Annotated in this window: 12 protein-coding genes; 11 read left to right on the plus strand and 1 reads right to left on the minus strand. The window is 45.4% G+C overall.

The annotated features are described in order from the left end of the window. Positions 1–9: 9 nt before the first annotated feature. The 9 genes from hemC to G343_RS0102060 all read left to right on the plus strand — a co-directional run bounded on the left by hemC (position 10) and on the right by G343_RS0102060 (position 11,437). The gene (hemC, locus tag G343_RS0102020) at positions 10–933 is read left to right on the plus strand and encodes a hydroxymethylbilane synthase (protein WP_020006442.1); all 924 of its coding nucleotides are present in this window, start codon (positions 10–12) and stop codon (positions 931–933) included. Further along, entirely contained in the window at positions 893–1,633 is a 741-nt protein-coding gene (locus G343_RS0102025; protein ID WP_245541924.1) for a uroporphyrinogen-III synthase, read from the plus strand. The genes hemC and G343_RS0102025 overlap by 41 nt, the downstream gene beginning before the upstream one ends. Then, positions 1,623–2,603 carry a porphobilinogen synthase gene (gene hemB, locus G343_RS0102030; RefSeq protein WP_020006444.1) on the plus strand — a complete coding sequence of 327 codons (981 nt, stop codon included), beginning with the start codon at positions 1,623–1,625 and terminating at the stop codon, positions 2,601–2,603. Before G343_RS0102025 ends, hemB begins: the two co-directional genes overlap by 11 nt. A 1-nt stretch (position 2,604) precedes the next feature. Continuing rightward, positions 2,605–3,891, plus strand: a complete 1,287-nt coding sequence (gene hemL / locus G343_RS0102035) for a glutamate-1-semialdehyde 2,1-aminomutase (protein ID WP_020006445.1) — start codon at positions 2,605–2,607, stop codon at positions 3,889–3,891. Positions 3,892–3,954: 63 nt separating this feature from the next. Then, on the plus strand, positions 3,955–4,527 hold the full coding sequence (locus tag G343_RS0102040) for a c-type cytochrome (protein WP_020006446.1): 573 nt from the start codon (positions 3,955–3,957) through the stop codon (positions 4,525–4,527). A gap of 92 nt (positions 4,528–4,619) precedes the next feature. Then, positions 4,620–5,687, plus strand: a complete 1,068-nt coding sequence (locus G343_RS0102045; RefSeq protein WP_020006447.1) for an AbrB family transcriptional regulator — start codon at positions 4,620–4,622, stop codon at positions 5,685–5,687. A 295-nt stretch (positions 5,688–5,982) separates the two neighbouring features. Then, a complete protein-coding gene (locus G343_RS0102050) occupies positions 5,983–8,610 on the plus strand; it encodes a valine--tRNA ligase (protein ID WP_020006448.1) in 2,628 nt (875 codons plus the stop codon). A gap of 3 nt (positions 8,611–8,613) precedes the next feature. Beyond that, the gene (locus G343_RS0102055; RefSeq protein WP_020006449.1) at positions 8,614–9,882 is read left to right on the plus strand and encodes a bifunctional folylpolyglutamate synthase/dihydrofolate synthase; all 1,269 of its coding nucleotides are present in this window, start codon (positions 8,614–8,616) and stop codon (positions 9,880–9,882) included. Between the two features lie 145 nt (positions 9,883–10,027). Next, positions 10,028–11,437: a YfcC family protein gene (locus G343_RS0102060; RefSeq protein ID WP_020006450.1), complete on the plus strand. Its 1,410-nt coding sequence runs from the start codon at positions 10,028–10,030 to the stop codon at positions 11,435–11,437. Positions 11,438–11,501: 64 nt separating this feature from the next. Here G343_RS0102060 and mscL read toward each other — a convergent pair whose 3' ends face one another. After that, positions 11,502–11,873 carry a large conductance mechanosensitive channel protein MscL gene (gene mscL, locus G343_RS0102065; RefSeq protein ID WP_020006451.1) on the minus strand — a complete coding sequence of 124 codons (372 nt, stop codon included), beginning with the start codon at positions 11,871–11,873 and terminating at the stop codon, positions 11,502–11,504. A gap of 343 nt (positions 11,874–12,216) precedes the next feature. On the opposite strand from mscL, the gene acnA reads away from it, so the two are divergent. Continuing rightward, positions 12,217–14,922, plus strand: coding sequence for an aconitate hydratase AcnA (acnA, locus tag G343_RS0102070; RefSeq protein WP_020006452.1), 2,706 nt, complete (start codon positions 12,217–12,219; stop codon positions 14,920–14,922). Between the two features lie 183 nt (positions 14,923–15,105). Beyond that, the gene (locus G343_RS0102075) at positions 15,106–16,425 is read left to right on the plus strand and encodes an ISL3 family transposase (RefSeq protein ID WP_020006453.1); all 1,320 of its coding nucleotides are present in this window, start codon (positions 15,106–15,108) and stop codon (positions 16,423–16,425) included. Positions 16,426–16,470: the final 45 nt, after the last annotated feature.

The following is a 16,470-nucleotide window of genomic DNA, read 5'->3' on the forward strand; positions in this document are numbered from 1 at the left end:
ACTTCGATTATGAGGAAATTTATCGTCGGTTCAAGGCGAAGCGGTTTGGCGATGACACAATCCAAACAATTCATTGAAAAGCTGAAAGAGCATTATCCGGATATCGATGTAGAAATCAAGGAAATTGTTACCAAAGGTGACAGGATTGTCGATGTCCAACTGTCAAAAGTCGGCGGCAAAGGCTTATTTGTCAAAGAGATTGAACAGGCACTCGAAAATCGTGAGATTGACATGGCGATCCACAGTCTGAAGGACGTCCCAAGTGAACTTTCTGAAGGCTTTATGATCGGGTGCGTGCCTGAGCGTGAAGATATGCGGGATGCGTTCCTGTCGAACGGCAATGTGCCGTTTAGGGAACTGCCTGCAGGCAGTGTGGTAGGCACCAGCAGTCTCAGGAGAGGCGCCCAGCTTCTTGCGATACGGGATGATATTACTGTGAATTGGGTTCGCGGTAATATTGACACCCGTATTAAAAAGATGGAGTCCGGTGAATATGATGCGATTGTCCTCGCTGCAGCAGGATTAAAGCGCATGGGATGGTCCGATTCCATTGTAACGGAATATTTTGACCCCGAAACATTCATCCCAGCGATTGCACAGGGGGCTCTGGGAATTGAGATCCGTTCGAATGATGCTGAATTACTCGAAATGCTTGAAAATGTTCATTCTGAAAAAGATGCTGAATGCACAACAGCGGAACGCACTTTCCTCAGACGGATGGATGGCAGCTGCGAGGTGCCGATCGGTGGTTTTGCCACATACGAAGATGGGGAAATGTATCTGATCGGTTTGATTATGCCGGAGGATGGCAGTGAACAATATGTTGTGAAAAAATCTCATGGGAATCCTGAGACGCTGGGTAATCTCGTCGCCGATGAGATGGAGAAAATCGGTGCCAAGGATATTATTGACCGGATTAATGCAAACCTCTGATCGTACTGTAATTGTCACTCAGAGCAGGCTTTCAGGTATCACTTCGAATGCTCTGGATATCCGTCATGCCCCGATTATTACAACAGAAACACTGCCTTTTGATGAAAAGATTTTTGCTGTGGAATACGACTGGCTAATTCTGACAAGCCCGAATGCAGTGAAACATTTTATGCGCTTTATTTCCAGGGTCAATTATAGAAAACTTGCGAGCATTGGTATGAAGACAACTGAGTCTCTGCGGAAACATGGCATAGCAGTCGACTTTGAACCCACGGGGTACTCACAGGAAACTTTTATGAAAGAATTTGAAGCCGATGGAAACAAACGTATATTATATCCTGTCAGTCTTAATGCCCGGCCGCTCCTATATGACCATTTGACGGGAAATGGGATGAGTGTCACCAGGATCAGGCTGTACAAGCCCGTGCCGAATGCAGTTTCTTTGGAGGAAATCGGTGCACTGCTGGATTCTAAGCCTTTTGCAATCACGTTTTCCAGTCCGTCCGGCGTCAAAGCTTATGCAGACAGATTTGGCCCAAAGATCCCCGAAAATACAATCGTTGCAGCCATTGGTCATGTGACTGCCGACGCGTTGAAAAAATACGGTATTAAGAGCGTCCAGCCGGGAAAAGAAACGCTGCAGGACATGATAGACATGCTTGAATATGGAATGGACAGAGGTGTAGAGAATGAGTTTTGACCGACATCGCCGTCTGAGAAGTACGGCATTTATGAGAGATATGGTACGTGAGACCCGAGTAACGAAAGATGATCTGATCTATCCGATTTTTGTGGTTGAACAGGATGATATCAGGAAAGAAGTACCTTCAATGAAAGGTGTTTACCAGGTTTCTTTGAACCTGCTGCATCATGAACTGGAAGAAGTGAGTGACGCAGGCATTAAAACCGTGATTTTCTTTGGTATACCTGATGAAAAGGATCCGGAAGGCACCGGCGCATACCACGATCATGGTGTTGTCCAGGAAGCTTGCAGGATAAGTAAAAGGCTTTATCCGGAGATTCTGGTGATTCTGGATACGTGTCTTTGTGAATACACAGATCATGGCCACTGCGGTCTGATCGATCCCAAAACCAAAGACGTTGATAATGACAGCACTCTGCCACTCCTTGTAAAAACAGCAGTTTCACAGGCAAAAGCCGGTGCAGATATCATCGCACCGTCCAACATGATGGATGGATTTGTTGCTGAAATAAGAAAAGGTCTGGATGATAACGGATTCAGGCATATTCCGATTATGAGCTACGGTATCAAGTTTTCCTCCAAATTTTACGGCCCATTCAGAGACGCCGCTGAATCCACGCCTTCATTCGGTGACAGGAGAACCTACCAGATGGATCCAGCCAACCGCTCGGAAGCACAGCGTGAACTGAACAGTGATCTGAGTGAAGGCTGTGACATGATGATTGTCAAACCAGCACTCAGCTTCCTGGACATCATGAGAGATGTCAGAAATAACACGGATGTACCCGTGGTTGCATATAACGTAAGCGGTGAGTATGCCATGACGCGCAATGCGATAGACGCGGGTCTGTTCGATGAAGGGATCATTATGGAACAGATGATCTCAATGAAACGTGCGGGCGCAGATATGATTATTACCTATTTCGCCAAAGATATATGTAAAATGCTCGATGAAGGGATGTATTAAAATGTTGGAACAGTCGAAAGCACTTTATGACAAAGCGGTCAACCTTATGCCTGGTGGGGTGAACAGCCCAGCCAGGGCGTTTAAATCAGTCGGAATGGAACCTGTCTTTGTCGATCATGCCAAAGGATCCAGAGTATATGATGTGGATAGCAACGCATATATCGATTACGTGCTCAGCTTCGGTCCGTTAATCTTGGGACACAGCGATGATAAGGTTGTAGACAAGGTGTCAGCAGCCGCCCGGAAAGGCACGAGCTTTGGCGCGCCGACAGCACTGGAGAATGAGCTGGCCGAACTTGTGATAGACAGGGTTCCTTCAGTGGAAATGGTGCGTATGGTGTCTTCCGGAACGGAAGCAACATTGGCGGCAATCAGACTGGCCAGAGGCTTTACCGGTAAGAATAAAATACTTAAGTTTGAAGGCTGTTATCATGGGCACAGTGATTCGCTGCTGATTAAAGCGGGCAGCGGCGTAGCCACGCTCGGCCTGCCGGACTCCCCCGGGGTGCCCGAAGGTACCGCATCCAATACAATTACCGTCCCATATAATGACAAGGAGAGTTTAAAAGAGGCGTTTGAACGGTTCGGCGATGATATCGCAGCAGTAATTATGGAACCTGTTGCAGGCAATATGGGCGTCGTGCCTCCACTCGACGGCTACTTGGAATTTGTGCGCGATATCACTGAACAGAATGATACACTTTTAATTTTCGATGAAGTGATGACAGGGTTCAGGGTCGGCTACAATTCTGCTCAGGGTTATTTTGACGTTAAACCTGATCTGACAGCCTTAGGCAAAGTGATCGGCGGCGGTCTGCCGGTTGGTGCATACGGCGGCAGAAGAGATATAATGGAACATATCGCACCGGCGGGTGACATATACCAGGCGGGTACATTATCAGGCAACCCTCTGGCAATGACGGCGGGTCTTGAAACTCTGAAGCAATTGACACCCGAAAGCTATGAATATTTCAACAAGCTGGGGGATATGCTTGAGAAAGGTCTTAAAGCGGTTTTCAATGATAAAGGATATCCAATTACTGTGAATCGTGCCGGTTCAATGATTGGCTTCTTCCTGACTGACGGTCCGGTCACTGATTTTGACAGTGCAAATACAAGTGACACCGATCTATTCGCCAAAATGTACAGGGCACTGATTAGAGAAGGAATCTATCTGCCTCCTTCCCAGTTCGAAGGTATGTTCCTGTCCACCAAGCATACTGAAGCAGATATCCAATCAACGATACAAGCATTCAGCAATGCTTTGGACAGTGTTACAGACAACTAAGCATTCACAATATGTACCAGTCAGTGTATAATTGAATCAAACAGTTAAATGGAGGTAGAGTAAATGGCGAATGATAATGACAACAAACATTTGACCGACAAAGAATTTTATATGGAGGGACAAAATAAAGAAGAAAAAGTCTACATCCACGGTCAAAACAGGAATATGATCGAAAGAAAAGAGAATGATAAGAAAAATCCGCTTGCCTGGATTATTCCTATTATCGTCGTTGTCTTATTGGTTCCGCTCGTTATTCATCTGGCGACAGGCAACGGCGGTCACCCGATTGCCGGCGATATTGAAGGCGGTTCATCAGGAGAGGAATCATCAGGGGCGTCCGACGGTGAAGGCTCCGGCGGAGAAGAGAGTACAGAAGAATCCGGCGGAGATGGTGGCGGAGAGCAGGCATCTTCCGGCGACTTCGATGCTGAAGGTTTTGCCCGAGATAACTGTGCATCATGCCATGGTGAGGACTTCTCCGGCGGAACGGGACCTGCACTGGCAGGTACAAGCCTCTCTGAAGAAGACTTCTCTTCAACTGTCAGAGAAGGACCGGCTTCCATGCCCGCGTTCAGCCAGGATCAGATTGCCGATGAGGATCTCACAGCACTTCATGAATACTTAGCAGGACAATAATTTACTTAACAACCTCCCACATAGGGCTGTGGGAGGTTTAATTATACCATATATAACGAAATCCGAAATAATTGGGCGAGGGGGGTGTAATCGTGAAGAAATATATGAATCTGGGTCTGCTTTTCATTTTCTCATTTTTTGTGTCATGGGTGCTGCACAATATTGGCATGATACTGCCGTGGCTGTTCGGTTCTATGATTGCCACCGTCATCTTCTATCGACTGATCGGAGACAATTTCCATTTTAAGAAGTGGATGGGCGACCTCGGCATCTTTGTCATCGGCATTGAAATTGGTTCTACATTCACCACTGAAACGCTCATCGATATGCAGGATGATGTGTTTAATATTGTACTTCTTACCTTTATGGTCATTGGACTCAGTCTGCTTCTGGCCAGATTATTTATGAAAATGAGCGGCTGTACATATGAAACTGCTCTCCTTGCCTCCATACCCGGTGCACTTTCCCAGATGATTATCATGGCTGAAGAGGAAGATAGAGCGGATCTGCTGCTGGTCACTTTGACTCAGATGTCCAGAATTGTCCTAGTTGTCATTTTCATACCGTTTATAGCCAGTATTTTCACTGATCCCTCAGGTGGTGCCATGCAGGATGGCGCCCCGGTACTAACATCCGTCATTATCCCCGAGATGTTTTTCCTGATCGCCGGTGCCCTGATTCTTATGTTTGTGATGAGACTTTTGAAGTTCCCTGTGCCTGTGATGATCGGTCCGATGCTCGCGGTTCTGATCTGGAACCTTTTGACCGGTTACAATTTTTCTTTAAATATTGAGTTCATGTTCTTCGCCCAGCTGCTTTTGGGCATCCGGATCGGATTACAGGTTTCCTCATTAATCAATAGATTGAACGGTAAGATGGTCGTTTCCATGCTATTAATGAATGTCTTTCTGATATTCGGCACGATGATCATCGTCTTGATTTTCATTGCATTTACTGAACATAACTTCAATAATCTTTTCCTGAGCGCGGCGCCTGGAGGTATCGGCCAAATTATTATCGTTGCGGTGGAAATGGGATCAAATATTGCAATGATTTCAAGCTATCATATATTCCGTATATTCTTCATATTGTTGATTGTCGCTCCGATCATCAATTTGATTCTTTCACGCAGCCGGCAAAAGCGGGAGGGCTTGAAGTAACAGGCTTGACAGTTCATCCCGAATGAAATAATATAACTGTAAGTTTATATTTGAGAGTACAGAAGTTTCATGGTATGCGGGTGATAGAGAGTGTGTGTCCGCTGGAAGCATGCCGAAGGATACCGTGAATGTAGTCTGTTTTGATATTTAGCCTGAACTGATACGTAGGGCTTTACGTTTTATGAGCGTTAATCATTGTAAGTGCAGCGTTTTGCTGAATTTAGGTGGTACCGCGGAACTCCCGTCCTATTGATGGATCAGGGAGTTTTTATTATGCAGTAAAAGGAGAGATTTTATGGATATGCCAACGAAATATAACCCGCAGTCTGTTGAAGCGGGAAAATATAAGGAATGGGTAGCGGCCGGTTATTTCAAGTCGGATGCAAATTCTGATAAGGAACCTTATTCAATTGTCATTCCGCCGCCCAATGTCACTGGCAGGCTGCATCTGGGGCATGCATGGGATACGACACTGCAGGACATCATTACCCGTATGAAACGTATGCAGGGCTACGAAGTGCTGTATCTGCCGGGCATGGATCATGCGGGGATAGCCACACAAGCCAAGGTGGATGCAAGGCTTCGTGAACAGGGGATTGACCGTCGTGAAATCGGGCGTGAGAAGTTTCTGGAACATGTTTGGAACTGGAAAGAGGAATATGCGGGGTTCATCAGACATCAGTGGGAGAAACTGGGTCTCGGCCTGGATTATGATAAAGAGCGTTTTACCATGGATACAGGCCTTTCAGATGCGGTGCGCAAAGTATTTGTTGATATGTATGAAAAAGGGCTTATCTATCGCGGCCAATATATCATCAATTGGGATCCGGTGACTCAAACAGCGCTCAGTGATATTGAAGTGGTCCACAAGGAAATTGAAGGACATTTCTATCATGTTAAATATCCGCTTGAGGACGGCGGACATGTAGAAATCGCCACTACTCGCCCGGAGACGATGCTTGGAGATACAGCGATTGTCGTGCATCCGGATGATGAGCGCTACCAGGGGATGATTGGCCAGCATGCTGTGCTGCCGATTGTCAACCGCAGACTGCCGATTATTGCTGATCCGTATGTTGAGCAGGCGTTTGGCACCGGAGTGATGAAAGTGACCCCGGCTCATGATCCAAATGATTTTGTGATTGGAGAGCGTCACAATCTGGAGCGAATCAATGTCATGCATCCGGACGGTACAATGAATGAATCTGCCGGTAAATATGACGGCATGGATCGCTTTGAATGCCGCAGCGCACTCGTAGAAGATTTAAAAGCAGCGGACTGCCTGCTGGAAATTGAGCCCCACCTGCACTCTGTGGGGCACTCTGAACGGAGTGATGCAGTTGTAGAACCATATTTATCCACCCAGTGGTTTGTCGGTATGGATACGCTGGCGGAAAAGAGCCTTGACAATCAGGATTCGGATGATGCCATTCGTTTCGTACCGGATCGCTTTGATGCCACATTCCGCAGATGGATGGAGGACATCCGGGACTGGGTGATCTCCCGTCAGCTCTGGTGGGGGCATCAGATACCTGCCTGGTATCACAAGACAACCGGTGAAATTTATGTGGGCATTGAGGCGCCGGCAGACCCTGAAAACTGGGAACAGGATGAAGATGTGCTCGATACCTGGTTTTCCAGTGCCCTATGGCCTTTTTCCACTATGGGCTGGCCAGAGGAGACGGATGATCTTAAAAAATTCTTTCCGACAAATGTCCTGGTCACCGGATACGATATTATCTTCTTCTGGGTGGCGCGCATGATATTTTCTTCCCTTGAGCATACAGGTGAGTATCCATTTGAGGATGTGCTGCTTCATGGACTCGTACGGGATGAACACAATCGCAAGATGTCAAAATCACTCGGCAACGGTGTCGACCCTATGGACGTCATCGACAGATACGGTGCTGATGCAATGAGATACTTCCTGGCAACCGGGACGACTCCGGGTCATGATCTGAAATATTCTGATGCCAAGGTGGAGTCTGTATGGAACTTTATCAATAAGATATGGAATGCATCAAGGTTCAGTCTGATGAATATCGGTGAGAATTTCACGATGAATGATATTGATCTCAACGGTGATAAGACACTAGCTGATGAATGGATACTGACCCGGCTGAATGAAACGGTTAGAGATGTGACAAGACTGTCCGAGCAATATGAATTCGGTGAAGTTGGACGGCTTCTATACAATTTCATATGGGATGAATTCTGTGACTGGTATATTGAAATGGCGAAAGTGTCGATGACAGAAGGCGCCGAGCGCGAAAAACACATGACACGCTCAGTGCTGCTTTATACGCTGGACCGCGTGATGAAAATGCTTCACCCATTCATGCCGTTTGTCACTGAAGAGATCTATCAGACTATCGATGCAAAGCGCAGCATCGTTGTGAGCGAATGGCCGGAGCCAGATGATGATCATATGTACATGGAAGCCAAAGAAAGAATGGCGATTCTGGTGGAAATCATCAAATCTGTCAGACAGACAAGAAATGAGTTAAATACCCCTATATCAAGACCGATTAATATTCAGATTGAAGTAAAGGATGAAAGTAGAAGACAGGGTATAGAATCCAACAGAAGCTATCTGGTACAGTTCTGTAATCCATCCGCATTGGAAATTGCTGAAAATATCAAAGTGGAAGATGATGCAAAGACAGATGTTGTCAAAGGTGCGACAGTGATTCTGCCATTATCCGGGCTGATCGATATGGAAGCGGAGCTCACAAGACTTAAATCTGAATTGGAACGTCTGGAAGGTGAGCTAAAACGTGTTGAAGGCAAGCTCGCCAATGAAAATTTCGTCAGCAAGGCGCCTGAAGCGGTCGTCAGTAAGGAGAAAGAAAAAAAGATGGATTATCAGGCGCAGTATGATGAAGTAAAAGAACGTATCGAAAGTCTTGAGAGAAAGGGGTGAAGTATGGACTATCAGGATGGCTTGAAATGGATTCACGAGCGCAGAAAATTTGGGATAAAGCCTGGGATCAGACGCATGAAATGGATGCTTGAGAAGCTTGGCAGTCCTGAGGATAATATCAATGGCATTCATATTGCCGGTACGAACGGCAAAGGGTCCACAGCCTCTTATATGAGAAATGCTTTGAACTATAACGATTACGATGTGGGCACATTTACGTCACCCTACATTGAGACGTTCAACGAACGCATATCAGTAAACGCCCAGCCGATTACTGATGATGAAATCATGGAGCTGGTTGAAATCGTCCGCCCCGTCAGCGAACAGATGGATGAAAAAACAGATTTGGGATCAGCAACTGAATTTGAAATCATCACGACAATGATGTTTGTTTATTTTGGCAGAATCAGATCGGTGGATTATGTGATCATTGAAGCGGGACTCGGCGCCAAAAACGATTCCACCAATGTATTTGAACCTATTATGACAGTGCTCACAAGCATCGGTCTGGATCATACGAATGTCTTGGGAAACACCCTCATTGATATTGCCAAAGATAAAAGCGGAGTGATTAAACCGGACGTCCCTCTGGCATTTGCCGTCAAAGATGAACATGCCAAGGATTATATTTACAAAATGCTGAAAGACAATCATTCACAGGGCGTCGAGCTGGATCGGGACATCATACTGGTGTCCTCAGATGACGAATTTTCTTTCCAATACGGCAGATATGACTTTCAGGACATACATCTGAATATGCTCGGCAGGCATCAGCATGAGAATGCCGCCCTTGCAATCGCATCACTGCTCACACTCCAGGATAGGGGGGAGACATCTCTGGAGCTGAATAAAATGATCCGGGGCATCGAAGAAGTGTCATGGCCGGGAAGAATTGAGATTATCAGCCAGTCACCTGTTATTATTCTTGACGGCGCACATAATAACGAAGCTACAGAAGCATTGGTAAATACCATCAAAGAAAATTACAGCGACAGAGAAATCAGTGTACTGTTTTCAGCGATCGAAGGGAAGCCGCTTACACGGATGGTGGACCAGCTATGTGAAATTGCCGATCGCTTTTACGTAACAGATTTTGATTTTCCTAACGCATTATCTGTTGAAACAATCTATAAAGCGGTTGATCACCCGCACAAGCAAAAAATCAAAGACTATAAAAATTTCATTGAAACATTTGACGGGGAAATGCTTCTTGTAACCGGCAGCCTTTATTTCATCAGTGAAATTAAACAGTATTTCAATGAAAAAAACTGAAATGAGCAGCTGCGGCTGCTCATTTTTATCTTTCCTGTATAGAAATAATGAAGTGTCAGTAAATACTGTCATAAATCAAATAATTCTGTTATTTCATTTTTTGTATGTATAATGGAGATATATTTTATAAACAGGGGAGATGTTTATGCAACACGATGAAAAAGAGACCATAGGTACCGGTCACAGGTTTCCGCACACTTATGCAATTCTTCTGGCGGTTGCAATCATCAGTGCGGTATTGAGCTATGTGATTCCTGCCGGTGAGTATGAGAGAGTCGAGAGAGAGGGACAGACGCAGGTGGTGCCAGACAGTTTTTCCGGTGTCGAACAGGATCCGGTGTCATTTTTTGAATTGTTTAAAGCCATCCCGACCGGCTTGATTGAAGGGGGCAATATCATCTTTTATATCTTTCTTGTCGGCGGTGCATTCGGTGTCATCAGAGCGACTGGTGCGATAGAGGCGGCGATACAGAAAGTGATGCATTCGGTAAAAGGCAATGAAAAATTGATGATACCCGTCATCATGTTTGTCTTTTCATTGCTTGGTTTTACCACAGGGATGTCGGAAGAAACAATTATCTTTGTACCGATAGGAATCGTACTTGCCACTGCACTGGGTTATGATGCAATCGTCGGCACGGCAATGGTCACACTCGGCGCTGCTTCAGGGTTTATCGGGGGCATGCTGAATCCATTTACAGTTGGCATTGCGCAGGAGATTGCCGAGCTGACAATTTTCTCCGGCTGGGAATTTAGGACCATTGTATATATATTCGTTTTGAGTGCTGCGATATTATATGTCATGCATTATGCTAAAAAAGTTCAACAGGATCCTAAAAAAAGCATTGTTTTTAATGAAACGCAAAATGGTCAGATTAACTTTACCGAAGATGTAATGAATTTTGGGGCATTGAAAAAGAGACATATATTCATACTGGCTGCATTCGCGCTGGGTATCATTATTAATGTGTATGGGATTTTTCAGCATGGATGGTTTCTAACAGAATTGTCCGCAAACTTTTTCCTTGTCGGTATAATCGCTGGACTGATGGGCGGCATGCGAATCAATGATATTTTTGATTCATTTATCGATGGGATGAAGCTTGTGGTATATGGTGCGATCATCGTCGGGTTTGCACGCGCGATTCTGGTTGTGCTGGAATCCGGTCTGATCATCGACACCATCATATACAGCATGAGCGGGGTGCTTGATTACCTCCCACAGACGATTTCAGCACTGGGAATGCTCGTCATCCAGGTGATTATTAACTTCTTCATCCCGTCAGGGTCCGGCCAGGCGATGACCACGATGCCGATAATGACACCGATTGCTGATCTGCAGGAAATCCCGCGTCAAATTGCTGTATTGGCCTACCAGTATGGGGATGGCATCACAAATACGATTATCCCGACCTCCGCTTCATTGATGGGTGTCCTTGCAGTTGCCGGGATCCCATACATCAAGTGGGTCAAGTTTGTATGGAAAATTACTGCATTCTGGCTGATAATTGCAGCGATTGCGCTGGTGACTGCAATCGTATTAAACATATCCTGAATATTAAAGAGGGAGACCGCTGACTGGTTAACTTCAGCGGTCTCCCTGATTTCTTCTTAATCTGCTAGATATCATTCTTATTTTCCTTAAGTGAATCCCTGATCTCCCTGAGTAATAAAACCTGCTCTTCTTCCGCGGCTTCTTCTTCGACAAATTTGTTTTTGGTCGCTTTGTTGACTATTTTGATGAACATGAAGACAGCGGCTGCAATGATGAGGAAATCCACGACCGACTGGATAAATACTCCGTAGGTGATCCCCATGTATTCCCAGCTTCTTGCGAAATCAGTGTCACCGAAAATGAGTGCAGTCAAAGGCATGATAATGTTTTCGACCAGTGAAGTGATGATCCGGCCGAATGCTGCGCCAATGACAACTGCGACGGCAAGTTCCATGACGTTGCCCTGGGTGATAAACGCTTTAAATTCCTTCCACATAATGAACCTCCTTTTAAAAGAATGATTGAATCTAACATGCTTTAACAATATGACATTTTTCACATTCAAAGACAAGGTTGAATTTACAACTGTTCAATCCTTAGGAGAAAATGTATAATAAGACTGGTTTGGAGAAAGTCAGTAAAATATCGGGAACATATAATGATTAACATATAATTATTGGATAAACCTATAGTGATAAGTCATGCTTATCGCTATAGGTTGTTTTTTTAAATCATAATTAAGATGATTTTGAAGTATGTTCCGTTTACACCAAATGGGATTAGTTATACAATTATAAGGAACGGTCATATGACTGGAATATTGATAGGGGGCTATTAACATGAGTCAAAGTTTAAATGAAACTGCTAAAAGTTCATTTAGTGCCGGCGGTAAGGAGTACAATTATTTCAGATTAAGATCATTAACTGAAAAAGGTATGTCCGATCCGTCAAAACTGCCGTACTCAATCAGAGTATTGCTTGAATCTGTCCTCAGACAGTATGACGGCACAGTAATCAAAGATGAGCACATTGAACCGCTTGCAACCTGGGATCAGGGTAATAACGAAGGCAAAGAAGTACCATTCAAACCTTCACGTGTTATTTTGCAGGATTTCACTGGGGTGCCTGCAGTGGTCGACCTGGCATCATTAAGGAAAGCGATGGATGATGTTGGCGGAGACGTTCAGAAGATTAACCCGGAAGTACCGGTCGATCTCGTCATTGACCATTCGGTGCAAGTGGATGAATATGGGACTCATGATTCGCTGCAGAAAAACATGGAGCTCGAATTTGACAGGAATAAGGAGCGTTATGAGTTCCTGAACTGGGCCACTAAATCATTTGACAATTACAGGGCGGTGCCGCCTGCAACTGGAATCGTCCATCAGGTCAACCTGGAGTATCTGGCGAACGTTGTCCATGTCAGAGAGGAAGATGATGGTCTGGTTACTTACCCGGATACACTGGTAGGCACGGACTCCCATACGACAATGATCAACGGTCTTGGCGTGCTTGGCTGGGGTGTTGGCGGTATTGAAGCTGAAGCGGGCATGCTTGGACAGCCTTCATACATCCCCGTACCTGAAGTCATCGGTGTCAGAATGACCAATGCGCTGCCGGAAGGTTCTACAGCAACAGATCTGGCACTGCGCGTGACGGAACTGCTCCGTCAAAAAGGTGTGGTGGGCAAATTTGTTGAGTTCTTCGGCAAAGGCGTGTCCAAACTCCCATTGGCCGACCGTGCAACAATAGCGAACATGTCTCCGGAATATGGGGCGACGTGTGCGTTCTTCCCTGTTGATGAAGAAACACTCAGCTATATGCGCTTGACCGGCCGTACAGAAGACCATATCGATGTAGTGGAGAACTATCTCAAAGAAAATGATATGTTCTTCAACCCGGATGATGAAGCAGTGTATTCGGATATTGTTGAACTTGACCTTTCGACTGTGGAACCGTCACTTTCCGGTCCAAAACGTCCACAAGATCTCATCGAGCTCTCCAACATGAAAAAAGAGTACAGAAAATCCATTACTGCTGAAAGCGGCAACAGCGGTCATGGTCTGGATGAATCCGAGTTTGATAAAACGTCAACGGTGAAATTTGACAATGGTGAAACAACAGAGATGAAAACAGGTGACCTGGCAATCGCTGCCATTACTTCCTGTACAAACACTTCCAATCCATACGTAATGCTTGGTGCCGGACTGATTGCTAAAAGAGCAGTGGAAAAAGGACTTAAAGTACCTTCTTATGTAAAAACTTCTCTTGCGCCAGGTTCAAAAGTAGTTACTGGCTATCTTGAAGACTCAGGTTTACAGGAGTATCTGGATACGCTCGGCTTTAATCTGGTTGGCTACGGCTGTACCACCTGTATTGGTAACTCCGGTCCGCTGCGTCCGGAAATATCCGACGCGGTTGTAGAAGAAGATCTGCTGGTTTCATCTGTATTGTCCGGCAATCGTAACTTTGAAGGGCGTATTCATCCGCTGGTAAAAGCGAACTATCTTGCATCCCCACAGCTTGTCGTTGCCTATGCATTGGCGGGCACAGTGGATATTGATTTGAAGAATGAGCCGCTCGGCACAGATCAGGACGGTAATGATGTATTCATGAAAGATATCTGGCCTTCACAGAAAGAGGTTAAAGATACTGTAATGAGCACCGTGACGCCTGAACTCTTCAAGAAGGAGTACGAAACTGTATTTGATTCCAATGAAACCTGGAATAATATTGAAACGACAGACGCACCGCTTTATGATTTTGATCCGGAATCCACATATATTCAAAATCCATCATTCTTCCAGGATCTGTCCACTGAACCAGGGACAGTGACGCCGATTAACGGGCTGCGTGTGCTTGGCAAATTCGGTGATTCGGTGACCACCGACCATATTTCACCGGCAGGCGCAATCGGCAAGGATACCCCGGCTGGTAAATGGCTGATTGATCAGGGTGTCTCACCAAGAAACTTCAACTCTTACGGTTCCCGGCGCGGTAACCATGAAGTGATGGTGCGCGGTACGTTTGCCAACATTCGTATCCGTAACAAAATTGCTGCGGGCACTGAAGGCGGATTTACGACTTACTGGCCGACAGGCGAAGTGATGAGCATTTATGATGCAGCCATGAAATATAAAGAGGATGGCACCGGTCTTGCCGTAATTGCCGGCGATGACTACGGAATGGGCTCCAGCAGGGACTGGGCAGCTAAAGGTACGAATCTTCTCGGTGTTAAAGCGGTTATCGCTGCCAGTTACGAACGTATCCACCGTTCCAACCTTGTGATGATGGGTGTATTGCCACTGCAGTTTGCTGATGGTGAGAATGCTGATACGCATGGACTGGACGGCAGTGAGACATTTGATATTCAGGTAGATGATACTGTTAAACCTGGAGATATGATAAATGTTACTGCGTTAAATGAATCAGGTGACAAGAAAGAATTTAAGGTAAAAGCACGGTTTGATTCTGAAGTAGAAGTGGACTATTACCGCAACGGCGGTATTCTGCAGCTTGTTCTCAGAAACAAATTGAAGGCATAGATTTCAAAATTAAACAGCCCATCTCTGAGCTCAGAGATGGGCTGTTATTTTGGGCTCTATAATAAATACGGTTGATGACTGAAATGTCATTAATCGTATTTTTCTATAAAAAGGTATAAAAATAGCGCAAATGTTCTTTATAATGAAGTCACCACACCCCATACAAAGGAAACATTTACGCCTATGAAGCATTTTATACTATCTTTACTCCAAATAAAAGAGAATAATATCGACTGCACGAACACGACGGTTGAAGAGATCAGCCATAAAGGGATTAAATCCCTGTTTATCACGGCCAAACTTACGTATATTCCGACACACTGTCCCGATTGTGGATGCATGAATGCTGAGTACAGTATCGTCAAAAACGGGACCCGTGCCTCCCGCATCACGTTGCCGCATATTTCCGGGCTGCCGGCATTCTTAAAACTGACAAAACAGCGCTATCTCTGTAAAGATTGTGGCCACAGCTTTACTGCAGAGACCCCCATCGTCGAGAAATATTGTCACATCTCGACACGCACCCGTCAGTGGATTGCCCACCAATGCGACCAACGGCTCACCGAAAAATACATTTCGGAAATGGCGAGTGTCTCGACAACGACCGTGCGTCGTGTGATTGAAGAAACAGCGCATGCCATTCGTCAGCGGCCGACGCACACCTTACCGGCACACCTCTGCTTTGATGAATTTAAAAGCGTGAAATCGGTGGACACAGCCATGAGTTTTATATTCTGTGATGCGGTCAGCCATCGGGTGATTGATATCGTGGAAGACCGGAAACAATATGCATTAACCCGATATTTTTTACGCTATGACCGGTCGGTGCGCCACAAAGTGAAGACCGTTACGGTTGATATGTATGCCCCTTACTTCCATGTCATTCAGGCGTGTTTCCCGAAGGCAAAAATTATCATTGATAAGTTTCACCTGGTTCAGGCATTAAATCGAGAGCTGAATCGTACGCGCATTCAAGTCATGAATCAATACAGACATCGGGACCGGCCACTATACAATAAGTTTAAACGGTACTGGAAGCTGTTGTTAAAACCACCGAACCACTTAACGCGAACGGAATATAAAAAATATCGGCTGTTTTCAGAATGGAAGTCCACCGACAGTATTGCGCAGTATCTGCTCAATGTCGATGAAACATTAAACGCCAATTACGACTACGCCCATGCACTGTCTGATGCGTTAAGACAGGGCCATATGGAGCAGTTTAAAGCGCTCATACAAACATCACACGCCGCCCCGCTGTCACCCGGTATGCGAAGAGTATTACGGACATTCAAAAAGTATGCGCCGCATATTGAACAGACATTACACTATCCAAAACTAACGAATGGCCCGTTGGAGGGCATCAATAACAGTATCAAAGCATTAAAACGCGTGGCTTTTGGCTATCGGAACTTTGCCCATTTTAGAGACCGGATATTATTGATGACACGGTTATACCAACCGGAAATAAAAAGAGCGCCTAACTCGCGTAAAGCAAGTTAGGCGCTCCGGCTAAAATCTTTCATCAACCCTATTTGACATAGAGCC

The organism is Salinicoccus albus DSM 19776 (assembly GCF_000385175.1).
Lineage (GTDB): Bacteria > Bacillota > Bacilli > Staphylococcales > Salinicoccaceae > Salinicoccus > Salinicoccus albus.

What these genes read in the sequence shown, in the direction of transcription:
- G343_RS0102040 (WP_020006446.1), top strand. Translation starts at nt 3,955, where the DNA reads ATGGCGAATGATAATGACAACAAACATTTGACCGACAAAGAATTTTAT.
- G343_RS0102075 (WP_020006453.1), top strand. Translation starts at nt 15,106, where the DNA reads ATGAAGCATTTTATACTATCTTTACTCCAAATAAAAGAGAATAATATC.
- G343_RS0102060 (WP_020006450.1), top strand. Translation starts at nt 10,028, where the DNA reads ATGCAACACGATGAAAAAGAGACCATAGGTACCGGTCACAGGTTTCCG.
- hemC (WP_020006442.1), top strand. Translation starts at nt 10, where the DNA reads ATGAGGAAATTTATCGTCGGTTCAAGGCGAAGCGGTTTGGCGATGACA.
- hemL (WP_020006445.1), top strand. Translation starts at nt 2,605, where the DNA reads ATGTTGGAACAGTCGAAAGCACTTTATGACAAAGCGGTCAACCTTATG.
- hemB (WP_020006444.1), top strand. Translation starts at nt 1,623, where the DNA reads ATGAGTTTTGACCGACATCGCCGTCTGAGAAGTACGGCATTTATGAGA.
- G343_RS0102055 (WP_020006449.1), top strand. Translation starts at nt 8,614, where the DNA reads ATGGACTATCAGGATGGCTTGAAATGGATTCACGAGCGCAGAAAATTT.
- acnA (WP_020006452.1), top strand. Translation starts at nt 12,217, where the DNA reads ATGAGTCAAAGTTTAAATGAAACTGCTAAAAGTTCATTTAGTGCCGGC.
- G343_RS0102050 (WP_020006448.1), top strand. Translation starts at nt 5,983, where the DNA reads ATGGATATGCCAACGAAATATAACCCGCAGTCTGTTGAAGCGGGAAAA.
- mscL (WP_020006451.1), bottom strand. Translation starts at nt 11,873, where the DNA reads ATGTGGAAGGAATTTAAAGCGTTTATCACCCAGGGCAACGTCATGGAA.